Raw genomic sequence first — 17,174 nt, forward strand, 5'->3', positions numbered from 1 at the left:
TGGGAGGCTAAGGTTTCAACTCAGCCAATAACTAAGCAAATCATGTCAGCCATTTTATATTCATTTCGTCGTTGTCCTTATGCCATGCGCGCTCGCCTAGCCATAGCTGCGAGCCACAGTCCAGTATTATTACGCGAGATAATTCTCAAACATAAGCCAGCGGAGATGTTAGCGCTGTCCCCCAAAGGCACCGTACCAGTATTACAACTAGAGTCAGGAGAAGTACTGGAAGAAAGCTTGGATATTATGCTGTGGGCCCTGCGCCAAGCCGACCCTCTAGGCTGGCTAAAAAGCGCACCACAAAACTGGCAACAATGGGTCACTCGCAATGATCAAGAGTTTAAACCCTACTTAGACAAATATAAGTACGCGGTGCGTTTTCCAGAACAAAGCCCCGAAAGCTACCGCCAGCAAGCCGAAATTTTTATTGCCGATATAGAGCAGCAGCTAAAGCAAACTCCCTACCTATTGGGGCAGCAACAGAGTTTAGCTGATATGGCTATTCTTCCCTTTGTTCGCCAATTTGCCTCGGTGGACCTAAATTGGTTTGAGCAAGCGCCTTATCCTAAAACTCAAGCTTGGTTAAAGCAGTTTATCGACTCAGCACTATTTCGTTCTATCATGAAAAAATACCCAACCTGGCTGGATAGCCAACAGCAGTTTAGGTTTCCAGAAAGTGCTCGGACTCCAGCCGAATAAGCAGGCGATTAGATAAAAAAACAGCAACTTAAACCAGTAATAACTAAAAAAACTTATCACTATTAAATAATTACTGCTTTAATTAAGCATAAACTCATTGGATCGAGGGCGCTGTTGTTTGTCTGCTTATTACCGACTGATTATCAGAACCTTGCTTACATTGCTTGTCATTGTAACGCCATTAAAAGTCTCTGCAGCAAACCAAGTAGTCACCCTTTCCAATGGCGAGTGGCCGCCATTCACTTCACAAGATCTTGCCCAGCAGGGCTTCATTTCTGAAATTGTTCGCCAAGCATTCGCCCTACAAGGCTATAACGTTCACTACCAGTTTCTACCATGGGCCCGAGCCTACCGCTACGCCGAAAGTGGCCGGGTGGATGGCTCTGTAATCTGGACTAAAACCCCACATCGTTTAAAAACCATGTTATTTAGTGAACCAGTATTTCAACATACTTATGTTTTCTTTTACCGTGCCGCAGACAATTTTAACTGGCGAGAGATGAGCGACTTACGGGGCTTTAGAATAGGAGGCAGCGAAGGCTACAGTTATGGTTATGAATTTGACCAAGCCGTTAAACGAGGCGAACTCAACATTGATTATGTGTCTTCAGATATCCTCAATTTAAAAAAACTACAAGCTAAACGCATCGACCTATTTCCTTCCGACATTCAAGTTGGCTACTATTTACTCAAGCAACTATTTCCAGAACTGCAAGCCGAACAGTTTAAGCATCACCCCAAACCCATTGTAGAGATCGAGACTCACGTATTATTTTCTAAGGTGGATCTCACTCGAGGTAAACTCTTGCAAGCAGCCTTTAATAAGGGCTTGCAAGAGCTGCGTGCCAATGGCACGTACCAGAAACTGGTAGAGCAAGCCTCGTTAAGCTATTACTCACAAACGCCTCACCGCAACTAAGTGCTAACGAAATTGCTCAACCTGATGATTAAGTTGTTGCGATAACCCCTGCAGCTCGGTAGCGCTACTCGCGGTTTGCGCGGCTGTATCGCGGCTATCACTGGTTAACTGGCTAATTTTAGACGCACTAGCCGCAATATCTTGCGATACCATGGCCTGCTGTTCGGTGGTGGCCGCAATGCTCTCAGATTGACTGGCGATGTTAGCCACCTGCTGACTAATATCCAATAAGGCCTGATTGGTTTGGCCCGCATGCTCGGTAAAATTAGCGCCGCGTTTTTGGCTTTCATTCATCATGTTCACCGCATTTCCCGTGCTCACTTGCAGCTTGGCAATAATGTTTTCTACTTCTTTCACCGATTCCTGAGTGCGTCGCGCGAGGGTTCTCACTTCATCAGCAACTACCGCAAAGCCGCGCCCTTGCTCGCCGGCTCGCGCTGCTTCAATGGCCGCATTTAAGGCCAGTAAGTTGGTTTGATCAGCAATATCGTTGATCATCTTCGTCACATCTTGAATGTTATTGCTTTGTTCACCGACTAACTCAATCGCCTCGGCAGAGGAATAAAGCTGCTGATTGAGTAAGTCAATTTCACTAATCATTCTCGAGACTAACTCCGTTCCTTGCCGGGACTGCTCATCTGCTGTCCGCACATTATCAGCAATCTGCTCTACCTGCTGAGCCACCGCTGTGGCCGAAGAAGACATTTCCTCAATCGCCGAAGCCACTTGCTCCACTTGGCTTTGCTGGTGATTGAGCTGGTTTAGGCTATGTTCAGCATCGGCGAATACACTGGCAGATTTTCCACTGAGTGAACGACTACAAGCTCTAATATTTTCCACCAATAAATTCAACTTAGCCGCCATTTCTTGAGCCCCTGCATTTAAACGCTCAATTTCATTACTAGAATCTGCTTTCCCGGCGGCCAACTGCACACTAATTTCACCCTCTCCCATACGCTGCATATTGCAACTAAGCGCATCCAACGGTTTCATCATTACGCGCAACAATAAAGCCAGACCGATTAACACGGCCACAGCCACTACCAAAGAAATCACTACAATTAATATCAATAGATGGTGGCTAGCTTGGATTACTTCGCTAATAAAAGTACCGCCGAGTAACTTCCAATTCCAACCTTTAACCTCGGTAAATACCAAATATTTATCCCCGGTTTTACCTTGATAACTATATGGGTAAATTATGCGTCCAGAAGTTTGCTCAAAAACGCCTTTTAATCGCTCATTCAGCTGTTGGTTACCGGTATGAAGTAGCGACTCTCCTGGCTTAAAAGTAGGATGAAGTAGCGCATCTCCTAGTAAATCAGCACGGCTATTGTCCAATACTATCGAATACCCTGTTTCACCCCACTCTATCTCCGACAAGCGGTCAAAAACTTCTTTAGTCGCTTGGCCGATGGGCACACCAATAAAACTTAAAGCACTCACTTTACCTTGCTGATCTTCAATGGGGTGGTAATAAGTAAGGTAGTCGTTGCCAAACAACTTCACTTTGGCATGAAATGACTGGCCGTTAATTAGGCTTTGATAGGCTGGATGATCGGTGCCTAAACGCGTAGCTAAGGCTGGCTGCTGCTTATTGTCTTTCAGCGAAGTGGCAATGCGCACAAAATCATCACCGGAAGCACTAAATAGCGTCGCGACTGCCCCCGTATCGGCAGTAAAACGGTCTACATAACGAGTATCGCCCAGTAAACTGGTGCCTCGAACGTGAATATCATGAACCCTAAACTCGGCAAAGTTGACTATTTGCTCAGCCACTTGCAAATCTTTGAGGTAGCCATTTCTAAAGGTGGCTTCTAAGTTTTTGGCCCGCTCCAAGTGCGAGCTAAACTGCCCTTCAGCCATAGCCGCAACCGCTTCGATCTTCGATTTATGGTCGGCCATGGTTTGCTCAAATAAGGCCTTAGCCGCTTGTTTATATACCAACTCCGCCATTAAGCCTAAGCCCAACACAATGATAAAACCAATAACCAACTGTAATTGAGTTGAAATACTGCGATGCCTTAACCCTAGCAACATGCAAGCGTCCCTTTAACAAAAACCGACAAATCAATAAAAAGTCAAACTAAAGCAAGAAAAATATTAAGTAAATATCATTCTTATTCTCATTAATATTTTATTGCTTCAAATCAACGGGGGAAAATGAGGACCATATCTTCAGGCTTAGTTCAACAAGCTTTACTCGCCCAAGTTCACAAAAAAGTAGGCGAGTAAGAGACAAACATCAGCGAAAACTGGCGTAAACAGCATTTACTTCGAATATCCAGCAAGGCCAAGCCATATTAATGATGTTTTGACTTGGATAACAAACAGGCTTCAGATGAATATTCGGCACTTTAGGTCATTTCCTCAAATAATCAAGTAATTTAAGCGCTATTTACCGCAATATTACTCACGATCAAATCTCGAGCATTTATAAAAATTTATCATTTACGTATAGACTTCGACCACTTCAGCAATGCAGACTAGATTGAGCATAAGTGAAGAAACCCCAAGTGCGCCAAACAACAAACAGAAAGCCAAATTAATACTTAGGATTGACGTTCAGGAGTAGTGTTTTCAATGACGGACCAACGAGTTAGATTTAAAGATAGTGATAACCTGATTTCCACCACCACTGCGGACAGTCATATCACCTACTGTAACGATGCCTTCTGTAAAGTAGCGGGCTATCAAGAACAAGAATTACTAGAGCAACCGCATAACGTGATTCGTCACGCCGACATGCCCAAACCCGCTTTTGCTCAACTTTGGCAACATATTCAGTCTGGCTCTAGCTGGATGGGACTGGTTAAAAACCGCTGTAAAGAATCCGGCCATTACTGGGTCTCGGCCTTTGTCACGCCCATTTTGGACAATAAAGGTGAAGTCTATGAGTATCAGTCTGTCCGCACTCAACCCAGCGACCAACAAATATCACGCGCCGCTAAACTGTACAAAAAACTGCAGCAAGGCAGTGTAAAAACACGTCGGCGCTCGGTACTAAACTGGCAGTTATATTGTGTATTCATCAGTATTATTGGCTTACTGCTGAACGCATTTTCAGTGATATCTAGCACTCAGGCTTTAGCTGTGGCGATTCCCTTGTTAGTTATAAGCTTAATTTGCGGTTTCACTTTTAAGAGCCGCTTAAGCGGCCTTGTACAAACCGCCCAAGACAACTACAACAATCCACTGATGGAAGTCCCCTATACCGGCTATTGCGATGACTTATCACCCATTGAATTAGCCATGCAAATGAAGAAGGCAGAACTACGAGCCGTTACCGCTCGCGCCGATGAAACCTCGGAAGGCATTTTAAGCTCAGCCAAACAAGAAGTGGCCAACAGTCAGGCCATCACCAATGAACTGAATGAGCAGAGTTTGGCCACCGATGCCATGGCGGTCTCGGCAGAAGAAATGCAGGCATCTATTGATGAAGTGGCCAAGCAAGCCAAGCAAAGTGCCGAATTTGCCCAAGACGCGAGCATCACAGCTAATCAAGGTGTAATCACCATCGAACAGACGGTGACCACAGTAAATGGTTTAAGCCAAACACTAGACCAATCACGTCAAGCCTTAGGCCAGTTGTATAACGATGTAGATAGCATTGAAACTATCTTAGGCATGATCCAAGGTATTGCCGAACAAACCAATCTCTTGGCATTAAACGCAGCCATTGAAGCGGCTCGTGCCGGTGAACACGGCCGAGGATTTGCCGTAGTAGCAGATGAAGTCCGCGCCTTATCAGCGAAAACCAGTAACTCGGTAGAAGACATTCGCAATAAGATTGAAATACTGCAAAATACTGTCAATACTACCGGCAAACTGATGGAACAAGGCATTGAAGCCTCTGATACCAGCGTCACCATGTCAGAACAAAGTAAACAGGCTTTTCAGGCGATAGTGAATGACTTAAATGCCATCGGCGAGCAAAGCGAGAATACGTCGCAGGCCATCATTGAGCAGGTACAAGTGACCCAAGGGATGAATCAGCATGTCTTTCGTATGAAGGAAGCTATCGACTCGACCCATCTATTATCGGAAAGCTCAGTGGAACGAACTCAGAAACTGGTAGGCAGTTTGGAAAGCCTACAACGCTTAGTCAAACAATTTAGCCATGCTTAGCGCAACTTACTAAGCCCATAAATACCAACGGCCCGCATTGAGCGGGCCGTTTCGCATTTCACAAGAGTAAAGTTACACTTTACTTAGCCAGCCATGAGGATCGGCACTATTTCCCCACTGGATATCATTTAGGGCCTGACGTAGTTTTAGGGTAGTCGCTCCCGCCTCACCATTACCCACAGTGTGTTCTTTACCTTGATGAATTAAGGTTCCAACTGGCGTCAGTACCGCAGCCGTGCCAGATAAGGCGGCTTCACAGCCCGGCTTAGCGGCTCGCTCTAATAACTCATCCACACTCAGCTGGCGCTCGCTCACGGTTAGCCCCAAATCTCTCGCCAGCGTTAAAATAGAGTCTCGTGTAACCCCATGCAGGAAGCTGCTATCTAAGGCCTTAGTAATCAGCTCGTCACCATCAATTAAAATGAAATTGGCCGCGCCAGTTTCTTGCACATCACCATTAGGACAGAACAACACTTGGTCGGCATCCACTTCGGTACGCGCTTGAGTAATCGGGCCTAAAGCACTGGCATAATTTCCGCCAGATTTCACCATGCCCATGTGCGGCGCACAGCGCATGCCATTTTCTTCTAGCAACAGGCGCAAGGTTTTAGAACCACCAGCAAAGTAATCTCCCACCGGAGATAACAATACGTATAACATCGCCGAATTGGTCGCGGCAGCTGCCTTACCAATAGCAGGTTCGGTACCAATAAAGGTAGGGCGAATATACATAGAGCCAGGGGCCTCGGGCACCTCTGCAGCAAACTTAGCAACAATATCTTTAATCATCTGCTCTAATAACGTGGGTTCAAACGCGGGCAAGCTCAGTAACTTAGCTGACTGAACCATTCGCTTAATATTGGCATCCATACGGAAGATGTGCACGCTGCCATCTTGATGACGAAATGCTTTTAGCCCTTCAAAACAGGTACTAGAGTAATGAAGTACGTGTGCACCCGGGTGCAAACTAATGCTATCGGAAGAGACTATTTCACTATCGCTCCACTGCTGGTCTTCGTATTTTGCTAATGCCATTTGTGGCATAAAAACCGTACCAAATGCTGCCATGTTGTATTCCTAAATATGCTGGGGCTGAGGCCCTTTATTGTTTTAACTATTTATAAGCGAAGTCGCAAACTGCTGGGGACAGAACGAGTTGATACCATCGAAGCCAGTAACTTGAACAACCGACGCCAATTCATCCGTAAATTGGATCTGCAGAATGGTCAATGAGTATGTAATTTTACGCTTCTGCAATCAAGCATAAGCCCCATTAAAAAGACAGATATTCTGCAATAAATCAAGGCAAATGTCGCCTAGCAAAAGGCTTTTACCGCTAGAAATCTCATAGAGAATTTAACTATTCTCCTGCTGCAATTAAAAAATCACCACAAATTCGCGTCAATTTATAAGCAACGAGGGTTAGATCCTACATAAGTGATTAATCGATTATTTATTCATCATCTATCATCGGCGCATAAATTCAATCGGGGCTGATGTCCCACTTAATTTTTTCGCCCAGAGCAACAGCTCTTTACAGGACATAACATGAAACGTTTAAGCATTGCATTAATTAGCTTAATTGTACTTAGCGCTTGTTCGACTACTCACCCTCTTGAAAAAAGGGTGAATAAAGACAACTTTCAAACGGTGACTGTAGCGCCTAGCGCCGAACTAGCCAGTAAAAACCAAGTGCAAGCTGAACCCTTACGCTTCTGGGCTAATCAGCAGCCAGAATTTTTACTGTCGAAAAACAATACTACCCCCTGAAGGTAAACGGTGAGCGCCTTAACTTCTTGGCCCTTTCAGGTGGTGGTGCCGATGGTGCTTACGGGGCTGGGGCCCTAGTGGGTTTACACGACCAACAACAATTACCTGAATTTACCATCATCACGGGTATTAGCGCGGGTGCCCTGATTGCTCCTTTCGTATTTGCCGGTGAAGAGCAAGATTTTGTGGCACTAAAAACAGCAATGTTGAGTATTACCGACGATAAAATTCTGGGTAAGAAAAACATTCTAAATGTGTTGTTTAAAGACGCCTTCGCTAAAAAAGAAAGTTTGCTAGCGTTAATTCAAGAAACCTACACTAGCGATATGATCGAGCGTATTGCGCAGCAGCATCAACAAGGGCGTCGCTTATTTATTGGTACTACCCACTTTGACTCGGGTGAGCAAATGACTTGGAATATCGGCGCCATTGCCGCCAGCGACTTAGTCAACAGACAGGCTTTGATTCATCAAGTACTGGCAGCCAGTGCCTCAATTCCAGGGGTATTTCCTCCGCAGTTTGTTGAGGTCTACCAGCAAGGCGAAAAATTTGAAGAGTTGCACGTCGATGGCGGTTTGAGTTACCAGATGTTCTTCGACCCTTCTGGCTATGACTACTCAAAAGTGAGCAAGGCATTAGGTTTAAGCGAAAAACCTAAGGTATATGTGATAAGAAATGGCGAGCTAAGCAACGACTACCAACCCGTTCCAGATAAGTCTGTGGGTTTAATTTCGCGCAGTGTACATTCGCTCATTTTACGCCAAGCTCGCGGCGACTATTACCGCATGATGTACATGAGCCAGAAAAACAACTTCGAAATTGCTTTAACCTACATCGATACAGACTTCGTATCTTACAAGAAACCTAAAGTGATGTTTGATACTCAGCACATTTACAACCTGTATCAACATGCTTACCGCAAAGCCCAACGCGGGGAGCTATGGGTAAGCGAACTACCAAACTAGTTTCACCTTTATTTAGTCACCGGTGTCTAGCAGCGCCGGTGACAATTGGCTTTGCCCACTTTGCAGCAAGCCCTGATTGGCTAACCGTAAGGCTTGTTCCAGCTGCACCAGCAAATAACGCTGCGCTCCCCGATAGCGATAAGCACGGGGGACTTGAGTTACAATCTTTGCTTGCCCCTTCAACCACAGCGAATTAGCCGAATTAAAATCGGGAAGGTATAAACCCACACGACTATCCAAGTAAATATTCCCCAAAGTGTTAAAAAAAGAGTTGCCGGAGAAATCTGGAATAACTAAACCCAAGACTTTCGAATAACGCGCAAACCCAGCTTTACCACCACGATGCGACACATCTACCCCACCATTGCTCGGTGCTAACGCCTTCGAACGAGAGGCAATAAACAGGGTATCGCAGCCCTCAATTAAGGACTGCACGTAAGCGTCATCAATCGCCAATTCGCTAAAATCTTCCGCTTTAGGCATGGCGCTACCGTTTCGCCAATGCACTTGGCGCTGCTGAATATACTTGGGGCAATTTCCAAAGCTTTGTTTTACCTCTAAACGTAGCATTGATGGGCTGCTATAACTCACCACTCTATTAAGGCGATTACGCCTACGACTGGCAAAATCCAAACCCAGTAAAGCCAAATGGTCGTGAAGGTCTACACTGAGTCGTCGTGAATATTCGAGCAAAACCCGAGCCTCGATCACGAGAGTCTGCGGGTTGGGAGACTGAATAAAACCTTGTTCAACAATAATAGGAGACGCCCAGGGGTGTCCTTGATCATCGGTTAAACCGGCAAACAGCACCTTCTGTTGGGTAAAGAACTGTTGGTGCTGCAAGGGCAGATAATCTCGAATATAGGCCTCACCAATAGGACCAAGCTTATCTTTTACCCCTGCCTTTTGTTGCAGAGCAAGTTCTCCTTGATGAAACACCGCCATAGGCTTCTCCTTACTACACTTATAAACCCAAGTCGCTTAAGCTAGGGTGTTCATCAGGCCGGCGACCTTGCGGCCAATGAAACAGCCGTTGCTCTGGGCTGATCGGCAAGTCATTAATGCTGGCATAACGGCTACGCATCAAACCATTTTCGTCAAACTCCCAGTTTTCGTTCCCGTAAGCGCGATACCATTGCCCAGCTTGGTCTTGCCATTCATAAGCAAAACGCACCGCGATACGATTATCGCTATAAGCCCATAGCTCTTTTATCAAACGGTATTGCTGCTCTTTGTCCCACTTGGCGCTTAAAAACGCGGTAATTTGCTCACGTCCATTAATAAAACTAGCGCGGTTACGCCATTGGCTGTCTGGGCTATAAGCCGCCGCCACCTTTTCCGCTTGGCGTGAGTTCCAAGCATCTTCAGCCAGACGAACCTTTTGCGCAGCAGTTTCAGCGTTAAATGGTGGTAAGGGGTGTCGTTGTTGCATAATTGTTCCTCATTCAATGTTAAGTTAAGCCGCGCGCAGGGGCGTTTTCTGCATCGCAACAAAGCCTGATAAAGCTTCAAGGCGCTCTAACCAAGCCAAAATATTGGCATATGAATCCAGCGCAACCTGACCTTCTGGGGCGTGCGCAATATACGAATAACAAGCCACATCGGCGATGCTAGGCTGAGCACCTACCATCCAGCGCTTACCCGCTAATAGCTGGTCAATTACCGCAAGTTGCTGATGACTGTTGGCAATAACAGATTCGGGATCATATGGAGCGTTAAACACGGTGATAAGGCGCGCCTTAGCCGGCCCATCCGCTAGGTTACGGGCTATCGCTAACCACTGCTGGATTTGCGCCTGTAGTTCACTAGATTTAGGGTTCCAAGCCGGCGCATAGTTATTAGCGAGGTGGGTAATAATCGCGATAGAGTCGCGGATTACCATCCCCTCGTCCTCTAAAACAGGCACCTGCATCAAAGGGTTAATTTGGCGAAATGCGGCTTGCTTATGCTCTCCTTTAGCCAAATTCACCGTGACTTTTTGGTAGGTTAAACCAAGCAGAGCCAGCATTAAGCGCACCCTGTGGGCGTGTCCAGATAATTCAAAATCATACAGTTTTAACATCATCGTTCCTCGTTCATTTGGATTAACAAAGATGAAACAGATCAGCTGGCCAAACGCCAAAGTATACAGCCCTGTCTCCTTTCTCATTTAAGATAGGAGACAGATCTGTCTAGGTCAACGTATTTTTTGATCTTTTTTTGAACACTAAAGTCAACTATTTGATTAATTGGGATAAATAGTGAAATCTGAGTGGCTAATGAAGGCCGTGCAAAAAAAGAGACAGAGCGGTATACTTGTTGTAATAAGACTGTAGGAAAGAATGATGACTAGCCGCAAACGAGATTTGCTTATCGATACCGCGCAGCTCTTGTTTTACCAACAAGGCTTTCGTGCCACCGGTATCGACACCATTTTGGCCAGCTCTGGGGTGGCTAAAAAAACCCTGTACAATCACTTTAAGTCTAAGGAAGAGTTAATTGTTGCCTGTTTAAGGCGCCGCGATCAGCAATTACTGGCTTTACTTAAAGACAAGATTGAACAGTTTACTCCGCAGCAACAGTGTGAGCTTGAGTTTGCCCCCATTATGGCGTTTTTCGATGGCTTAGATGAATGGATTAATTCCAGCGCGTTTTTTGGCTGCATGTTTATTAATGCCTCTGCCGAATACCACTCACAAGACCATCCGGTACACCTTGCTTGTAACGAACATAAAGAGGCAGTACGGCAACTGATTCAACAACAGCTAAATGGTTTAGCCCTTAAAGATCCATTAAACCTAGCCAAACAGCTAGCAATGCTGGCCGATGGTGCCATTGTAGCAGCCCATACTTGTAACGATGCAACAGCTGCCAAACGCGCCAAACAAATGGCTTATATCTTATTGAAGCAATCCCTATAAAACCAAAGCCGAGCTATTGCTCGGCTTAGTTAGGCATAGAATTATGTTTAGCGCTTACAGAAACACACTAGGGATCTCGTTAGGGTAGCGCTGCTGCGCAGGTTGATTGTAATCAATATCAGTGACTCCCAATAGATGCAGCACTTGATATAGCGTTTTAGCTACATGACCAAAAGCTATGCCGGCATGGTGAGGATAACGTTTCTCAATCAATACATGACGGTAGAAACGTTGCATTTCAGGAATAGCAAACGCCGCAATCGCACCAAATGACTGAGGGTCAATATCCAAAATATCGCCCTGAGCCACGTAGGCTCGCAATTGAGTATCGGCGGTAGACTGTAAGCGGAATAGTGTAACTTGGCCGGGTTTAATTTGCCCCTCTAAGGTGCCACGAGTAATGTTTGGCTCTTGGCCCGCTTCCATCAAGCTATGCATGATCTTTTGGAAACGCAGCTGCGAATTCTTCATGCAGCTTGGCGCGGTATTACCACAGTGAAAGCCCATGAATAAGTCTTTCGCCGTATAGTCGCCCAATACGCTGGCATTAGCCGCCACCATGTCTTGAGGCACGGTATTGTTGATATCCAGCAGCGTTGCCGGATGATTAGTAGCACAACTAATCATGTATTCTGATAGCGCCCCGTAAATATCCACCTCACAAGCCACCGGAATGCCACGCTGCGCCAAGCGCGCATTCACGTAACATGGTACAAAACCAAAGAACTTCTCAAATGAAGGCCAGCACTTATTGGCAAATACCGCAAACTTAGAAGCGCCTAAATTGGCCGCGTGAAAATCTAATAGGGCTGCTTCATATTGGGCCAACTTAGGTAATAAATCGGGATAAGGATTGTTAACCCCTAGCTCGGCTTGCATCTCTGCAACAATTTTAGGAATGTCAGCATGCCCTTCAGCGGCTTGGTAAAGGTCGAACAAATCCAGTTCGCTGTTTTCCATGATTTCAACACCAAGGTCAAACAAGGCCTTGATGGGAGCGTTACAAGCAACGAAATCTTGAGGACGAGGTCCAAAGGAGAAAATTTTAAGCCCTTGTAAACCCAAAATAGTGCGAGCCACTGGCACAAAATCAGCAATCATTGCGGCCACTTCAGGGGCAGTACCAACCGGATACTCAGGAATATGCACCGCTAGGTTACGTAAACCGGCGCTGTAAGACGCGTTCAATACGCCACAATAAGCATCACCACGCGCGTCTTTTAAGCCTGCGGTGGCCTCTTCGGCCGCGGCGGCAAACATGCATGGCCCAGAAAAACGCTGCGCCATTAAACTCAGCGGACCTTCAGGCCCGAAGTTACCTAAGTAGATAACCAAGGCGTTAATACCCGCCTGCTCAGCTTCGGCTAGGGCTTTAACTACATCATTTTCATTTTCAATAATGGTGTTTAATTGAACCAGCTCAACGTCCTGCTCAATGCAGGCTCCAGCTACCGCCTGACGACGTTGCTCAGATAATGAAATAGGAAAACAGTCACGGCTCACCGCAACAATACCTAATTTTACTTGTGGGATATTAATCATCACTCGCTCCACGGGTGTAGGGTCTTTTGACCTTGTTATTAGTCTCCCTACTGTGCGTGATAAGTGAGTCATAAATGAATTGATACTGATCAACAAAGCCCAAGCTTGTTAATTTGCGAAAAGCAGAAGTAAAAAAACGTTAGCAGGAAAAGCGATTTACAACATCCCACAAATAAATTTATGAATGGGAACAGCAGTCACTACAACGAGGAGATAAGCCGATTAATCGAGCGTAGTACCGCACGCCAGTCACCTTCGCTCAAGCAATAGCAAACCTCAATTCACAGGGCTTAATTGGTAGAGATTGCCGCTATCGGTAGTAAAATACAGCAAACCTTGCGGGCCAACACTTAAGGCCCGGATCCGCTGGTTCAGCTCACTTAGTAAACGTTCCTCTGCGATAGCATTTCCCTGTTCATCCAGCACAATACGATTAAGGTGCTGCAACTTTAAGGCGCCAGTGAATAAGTTACCCTGCCACTGGCTAAAAGCTTTAGCTTGATATAGCAGCAAAGAACCCGGCGCAATCGAAGGCACATACACTGTGCGGGGAGAATTAATTCCCTCCATGGTTTCTGCTTCACCTACCTTTAATGGCCCCCAATATTCCTTGCCATGGGAGGTGATAGGCCAGCCGTAGTTAGCACCGGCTTCAATTAAATTCAGTTCATCGCCGCCGCGCGGGCCATGTTCTATTGCCCACAAACGCTGCTTGAGTTCATCGTAGGCCAAACCTTGAGGATTGCGATGACCATAACTATAAATGGCGTCGGCAAATTGGCTATTGCCAACAAAAGGATTATCGCTAGGAATGCTGCCATCGAAATTTAAACGCACGATGCTCCCAGCATGATTAAGGGTATTTTGGCCATTCTCTCGCACCCCACGGTCACCAATTGAAAAATACAGATGCTGCTTATCAAAGGCGATACGACTGCCATAATGGCGATTAGTATCACTGGCCGAATCACTAACAAACAACTCTTGCCAAAACGCAATGCTCACTTTTCCTAGCTCATCTTGTAGTAACTGAGCCTTAGCTAAAGCGGTCACCCCTTGACCTTGCTGAGGTTTACTATAAGTAAAATAAAACCAGCCATCTGGCCCCTTCACCACGTCTAACAGGCCTCCTTGACCACGCGCCCAAACAGCGGGTAAACCAGTGATTTTTTGCCATGCAGGCTGCTGGGCAGATAGCTTATCGAGGCGAAGGCTCAACAACTCGCCGTGGCGTAAGCTAATTATTAAGGTGTGGCGGTTCAACCAAGCCATGCCCCAAGGTACACCGGGCAACTGTGCCAAGTGGCTCACTTGCAGCGTATAGTCTTGGCTGGTTACACGCTGCAATGCCAAAGCCGAGCGAGCCGCGAATACTGACATCACGGCCACGATTAAACCCACAATAATCCAGCGCGGTTTGTTTGCTACTTGCATCTTGTTTACTCCACCAGCTATCCCCTACACTTTAGCATTGCAGCCAAGCATCGTTGAAACCTTACAGCCTCACTCCATCCCTTAAGCAAAACAATGAACAGTTTAAAAAAACAAAATAAGTAACCGATTTGGTATATTCTAAGTATAAGAAATTTACCAAACAGCCAGTAATGGCTTATATATCACTGACACTTTCAACTACCACAGACTGGAATTTATCATGAAAAAAACGCTCTCAGCGCTTATCCTCACATCTTGCTTTTCACTGCCAGCCTTAGCCGAAACCCCTGTAATGTTTTCAAGCATTGATGGCTTCAATGCTCCCAACGCGAATGCAGTTAGTGGTGTGCGTCTATCGGTATTACACGGCAAAGTTGATGAAGTGAAAGGCGTCGACTTTTCGGTTTTAGGTATGTCTGAAACCAAACGCAGCACCGGCATTAACTTTGGCTTATTCTGGGGCGGTGCTAAAGTCACCGAAGAAATGAAAGGTGCGTCTTTAGGTTTATTTAACTGGAATACCGGCTTAACTACCGGGGTAAACCTTGGCGCGGTCAACTTCACCAATAACGTTAACGGCTTAAACTGGAGTGCGGTAAACTTTTCGCAGGGCTATACCAAGGCCGATGTAGGTTTGGCCAGTATTTCTAACAAATCTAACGTTCAAGTAGGTTTGTTCAATATGACTAAGCAAATCGACGGCATACAAATTGGTATCATCAATTGTGCCGATAACGGCTTCTTTAAATGTTTCCCAATATTTAACTTCGCCAAATAAGCTATAGCCAACATACAAGGGAAAGCTAGCCTTTCCCTTATTTCAATAACAAACACCGACTCATTTAATTCCATCCCCCTCATGGCACTCGCACCTATCGATGCGAATAATCTCTCTACAGGCGATTATTGTCACGCGGATTAACCGTTCGTCCCTTGTCTATCAGTTTAAACCTATACTGCCGGCATGGCCTACTCGAGGCATACCGAACCATGAGCTACATTTAAGACCGTGTCCTTACCCGCTTAACCACTACTATGCCTTTATTTGGTAGAAGACCCATAACTAAATAAGCAGAATTAGCTCACAACAAACTTGAAAAAACTCTCCAACAAATAGCGACATTCTATACTTGAATCAACCAACTGAAGGGTTTCGCTTAAATGATACGACTTCGAAGACTTTGCTGGACATTACTTTTATTAAGTAACGCAGCCTTAGGAGCTCAAACACTAAAAGTCGCCTTAATCGACCATGACCTCGATGCCGGGGAAGAAGCCAGTATAAAAAGCTTAAAGCTTGCTGCTAACAACTTAAACATCTCCCTTCAGCTGCTTCCGCTACCGGAAATTAGAGCCGAGCACCTAATGGAGTACGACGAACTCGATGGTGAAGCTTTTGCTTATGAAATCCCCGGCCGTCAAACGAAAAACATGTTTAAAATCGATGTTCCAATAGAAAGTTCAGCCTTATGGATATGGGTACACCAAAGCCAAAGCTGTATTGAAGAGCCAAGCGAGTTAGCTCACTTCAAGCCGGTTGGCATTACTGGCATCCCTTATTTTGAGATGTTTTATCAACTCTCAGAGCTGGGGTATGAAAAAGTATCCAACCCACATAAATTAGTCACCATGCTGCGGCTAGGCCGTGCTGACTATTTTGCTGCCACCAAACGTTCGATTAACAACCTGCTTGACGAGCTGGAGCAACAGCAAATAAAAAGTTGTTTTAAGCAGGCCTATACCACCATTACCAGCTACTTCTACCTCAACAATAAACATCAACATTTAGCTAAAGCCTTCACCCAAGAACTGAGTAAAGCCATCCTTATTTATCCTGATGACGATGCTAACAAAGACGATGTAGAGTAAGTCCAGCCGCCAAGCCGAACTTAACAATAACAACTAATAAAAGCACTAGAGCCTAGCTTCAAGTGCTGGTAGTGTAGGCAACTTAAGGATCACATGATTTATAGGAACCTAGGTTTTGAACCGCTCTTCTTTCCAACAGTTTCATTGGCATTCCCAGCAATTTGGCTGTGCCAGCAACGATATTGATTGTTTTTATCAGCAACTCCAACATCAGATGCAACGTTTAGCTATGGCTAAGCAAACACTGGGAGAAATCGCTGCTTACCCCTTAGATTTATACCAATCTGCCGAGCCTCAAGCCGACAAAGCCAATATCTTAATTAGCGCCGGTTTTCATGGAGAAGAAGCCGCTGGCCCCTGGGGAATGTTGAAGTTTTTAAGCCAACTAGAAAACGACATATTCTCGCAAATCAACCTCAGTGTACTGCCTTTAGTTAACCCCACCGGATTTAAAGCAGGCCATCGTTTTAATCAGTTTGGTGAAAATCCCAATCGAGGTTTTGCGGTTGAAGACGGCCAAGCCGTAGTGTCTGAAGAGAGCTCTGTAGAAGGAAAACTGTTAATAGCCCATCAAGACTTACTAAAAACGCTGAGTCGAGATGGTATTTTGACCTGCCATGAAGATGTATTGCAGCACAGCTGTTATGTTTACTCCTTTGAACCTGGACAAGCAGCAGGAGCCTTTAGCACGGGGCTAAGGGATAGCCTAGCCCACTACTTTACACTTGCCGCCGACAGCACTATCGACGGTTGGAATTTGGATAAAGGCTTGATCCATAACCACTACGATAGTTCATTTGAGTCGTGCTTAGTACAGTTAGGCGCTAAACGGGGCGCTTGCAGTGAAACCCCAGCACTAGAAGACTTCGATCAACGCATCAACGCCAATTGTGCGGTGATGCAGCAATTCTTAAACTTCAGCCTCAAGCAGAGTTAATACTCACTTAA

Annotated in this window: 16 protein-coding genes; 9 read left to right on the plus strand and 7 right to left on the minus strand. The window is 45.6% G+C overall.

Going from position 1 to position 17,174, the window contains the following annotated elements:
* Nucleotides 1–42 precede the first annotated feature (42 nt).
* Nucleotides 43–699: a glutathione S-transferase gene (locus AR383_RS06425; RefSeq protein ID WP_055732384.1), complete on the plus strand. Its 657-nt coding sequence runs from the start codon at nt 43–45 to the stop codon at nt 697–699.
* Nucleotides 700–817: 118 nt separating this feature from the next.
* Complete coding sequence (locus tag AR383_RS06430) at nt 818–1,618, plus strand: substrate-binding periplasmic protein (RefSeq protein ID WP_188407324.1); 801 nt, start codon at nt 818–820, stop codon at nt 1,616–1,618.
* Nucleotides 1,619–1,621: 3 nt separating this feature from the next.
* Here AR383_RS06430 and AR383_RS06435 read toward each other — a convergent pair whose 3' ends face one another.
* On the minus strand, nt 1,622–3,658 hold the full coding sequence (locus AR383_RS06435) for a methyl-accepting chemotaxis protein (RefSeq protein WP_055732386.1): 2,037 nt from the start codon (nt 3,656–3,658) through the stop codon (nt 1,622–1,624).
* Between the two features lie 543 nt (nt 3,659–4,201).
* Here AR383_RS06435 and AR383_RS06440 point away from each other — a divergent pair.
* Entirely contained in the window at nt 4,202–5,746 is a 1,545-nt protein-coding gene (locus AR383_RS06440; RefSeq protein WP_055732387.1) for a methyl-accepting chemotaxis protein, read from the plus strand.
* 72 nt (nt 5,747–5,818) lie between these two features.
* Here the strand turns inward: AR383_RS06440 and AR383_RS06445 are convergent, their stop codons facing one another.
* Nucleotides 5,819–6,814: a branched-chain amino acid aminotransferase gene (locus tag AR383_RS06445; RefSeq protein WP_055732388.1), complete on the minus strand. Its 996-nt coding sequence runs from the start codon at nt 6,812–6,814 to the stop codon at nt 5,819–5,821.
* Between the two features lie 480 nt (nt 6,815–7,294).
* Between AR383_RS06445 and AR383_RS21705 the strand changes: the two genes are divergently transcribed.
* Together AR383_RS21705 and AR383_RS06450 are read left to right on the plus strand one after the other, a co-directional pair.
* Nucleotides 7,295–7,516, plus strand: coding sequence for a putative periplasmic lipoprotein (locus AR383_RS21705; RefSeq protein ID WP_198150211.1), 222 nt, complete (start codon nt 7,295–7,297; stop codon nt 7,514–7,516).
* 26 nt (nt 7,517–7,542) lie between these two features.
* The gene (locus tag AR383_RS06450; protein WP_198150212.1) at nt 7,543–8,481 is read left to right on the plus strand and encodes a patatin-like phospholipase family protein; all 939 of its coding nucleotides are present in this window, start codon (nt 7,543–7,545) and stop codon (nt 8,479–8,481) included.
* A 12-nt stretch (nt 8,482–8,493) separates the two neighbouring features.
* Here AR383_RS06450 and AR383_RS06455 read toward each other — a convergent pair whose 3' ends face one another.
* From AR383_RS06455 to AR383_RS06465, 3 genes are read right to left on the minus strand one after another with little or no spacing between them, the layout of a single operon-like run.
* Nucleotides 8,494–9,426 (minus strand): pyridoxamine 5'-phosphate oxidase family protein, encoded by a 933-nt coding sequence (locus AR383_RS06455; protein ID WP_055732389.1) that lies wholly within the window; start codon nt 9,424–9,426, stop codon nt 8,494–8,496.
* A 19-nt stretch (nt 9,427–9,445) separates the two neighbouring features.
* Nucleotides 9,446–9,913, minus strand: a complete 468-nt coding sequence (locus AR383_RS06460) for a nuclear transport factor 2 family protein (RefSeq protein ID WP_055732390.1) — start codon at nt 9,911–9,913, stop codon at nt 9,446–9,448.
* 24 nt (nt 9,914–9,937) lie between these two features.
* Nucleotides 9,938–10,546 (minus strand): glutathione S-transferase family protein, encoded by a 609-nt coding sequence (locus AR383_RS06465; protein ID WP_229711117.1) that lies wholly within the window; start codon nt 10,544–10,546, stop codon nt 9,938–9,940.
* 256 nt (nt 10,547–10,802) lie between these two features.
* On the opposite strand from AR383_RS06465, the gene AR383_RS06470 reads away from it, so the two are divergent.
* Entirely contained in the window at nt 10,803–11,381 is a 579-nt protein-coding gene (locus AR383_RS06470) for a TetR/AcrR family transcriptional regulator (protein WP_083481520.1), read from the plus strand.
* 54 nt (nt 11,382–11,435) lie between these two features.
* Here AR383_RS06470 and AR383_RS06475 read toward each other — a convergent pair whose 3' ends face one another.
* Both AR383_RS06475 and AR383_RS06480 read right to left on the minus strand, forming a co-directional pair.
* A complete protein-coding gene (locus AR383_RS06475; protein WP_055732393.1) occupies nt 11,436–12,923 on the minus strand; it encodes an L-fucose/L-arabinose isomerase family protein in 1,488 nt (495 codons plus the stop codon).
* A 276-nt stretch (nt 12,924–13,199) separates the two neighbouring features.
* Nucleotides 13,200–14,357: a PQQ-dependent sugar dehydrogenase gene (locus AR383_RS06480; protein WP_055732394.1), complete on the minus strand. Its 1,158-nt coding sequence runs from the start codon at nt 14,355–14,357 to the stop codon at nt 13,200–13,202.
* A gap of 220 nt (nt 14,358–14,577) precedes the next feature.
* Between AR383_RS06480 and AR383_RS06485 the strand changes: the two genes are divergently transcribed.
* The 3 genes from AR383_RS06485 to AR383_RS06495 all read left to right on the plus strand — a co-directional run bounded on the left by AR383_RS06485 (nt 14,578) and on the right by AR383_RS06495 (nt 17,163).
* On the plus strand, nt 14,578–15,135 hold the full coding sequence (locus tag AR383_RS06485) for a VC2662 family protein (RefSeq protein WP_055732395.1): 558 nt from the start codon (nt 14,578–14,580) through the stop codon (nt 15,133–15,135).
* Between the two features lie 383 nt (nt 15,136–15,518).
* Nucleotides 15,519–16,226: a hypothetical protein gene (locus AR383_RS06490; protein WP_055732396.1), complete on the plus strand. Its 708-nt coding sequence runs from the start codon at nt 15,519–15,521 to the stop codon at nt 16,224–16,226.
* Between the two features lie 115 nt (nt 16,227–16,341).
* Nucleotides 16,342–17,163 (plus strand): N-acetyl-ornithine deacetylase, encoded by an 822-nt coding sequence (locus tag AR383_RS06495; protein WP_055732397.1) that lies wholly within the window; start codon nt 16,342–16,344, stop codon nt 17,161–17,163.
* The last annotated feature ends 11 nt before the right edge of the window (nt 17,164–17,174 follow it).

Source organism: Agarivorans gilvus, from assembly GCF_001420915.1.
GTDB lineage: Bacteria > Pseudomonadota > Gammaproteobacteria > Enterobacterales > Celerinatantimonadaceae > Agarivorans > Agarivorans gilvus.

What these genes read in the sequence shown, in the direction of transcription:
- AR383_RS06440 (WP_055732387.1), top strand. Translation starts at nt 4,202, where the DNA reads ATGACGGACCAACGAGTTAGATTTAAAGATAGTGATAACCTGATTTCC.
- AR383_RS06470 (WP_083481520.1), top strand. Translation starts at nt 10,803, where the DNA reads ATGATGACTAGCCGCAAACGAGATTTGCTTATCGATACCGCGCAGCTC.
- AR383_RS06460 (WP_055732390.1), bottom strand. Translation starts at nt 9,913, where the DNA reads ATGCAACAACGACACCCCTTACCACCATTTAACGCTGAAACTGCTGCG.
- AR383_RS06455 (WP_055732389.1), bottom strand. Translation starts at nt 9,426, where the DNA reads ATGGCGGTGTTTCATCAAGGAGAACTTGCTCTGCAACAAAAGGCAGGG.
- AR383_RS21705 (WP_198150211.1), top strand. Translation starts at nt 7,295, where the DNA reads ATGAAACGTTTAAGCATTGCATTAATTAGCTTAATTGTACTTAGCGCT.
- AR383_RS06425 (WP_055732384.1), top strand. Translation starts at nt 43, where the DNA reads ATGTCAGCCATTTTATATTCATTTCGTCGTTGTCCTTATGCCATGCGC.
- AR383_RS06480 (WP_055732394.1), bottom strand. Translation starts at nt 14,357, where the DNA reads ATGCAAGTAGCAAACAAACCGCGCTGGATTATTGTGGGTTTAATCGTG.
- AR383_RS06485 (WP_055732395.1), top strand. Translation starts at nt 14,578, where the DNA reads ATGAAAAAAACGCTCTCAGCGCTTATCCTCACATCTTGCTTTTCACTG.
- AR383_RS06465 (WP_229711117.1), bottom strand. Translation starts at nt 10,546, where the DNA reads ATGATGTTAAAACTGTATGATTTTGAATTATCTGGACACGCCCACAGG.
- AR383_RS06445 (WP_055732388.1), bottom strand. Translation starts at nt 6,814, where the DNA reads ATGGCAGCATTTGGTACGGTTTTTATGCCACAAATGGCATTAGCAAAA.
- AR383_RS06475 (WP_055732393.1), bottom strand. Translation starts at nt 12,923, where the DNA reads ATGATTAATATCCCACAAGTAAAATTAGGTATTGTTGCGGTGAGCCGT.
- AR383_RS06435 (WP_055732386.1), bottom strand. Translation starts at nt 3,658, where the DNA reads ATGTTGCTAGGGTTAAGGCATCGCAGTATTTCAACTCAATTACAGTTG.
- AR383_RS06490 (WP_055732396.1), top strand. Translation starts at nt 15,519, where the DNA reads ATGATACGACTTCGAAGACTTTGCTGGACATTACTTTTATTAAGTAAC.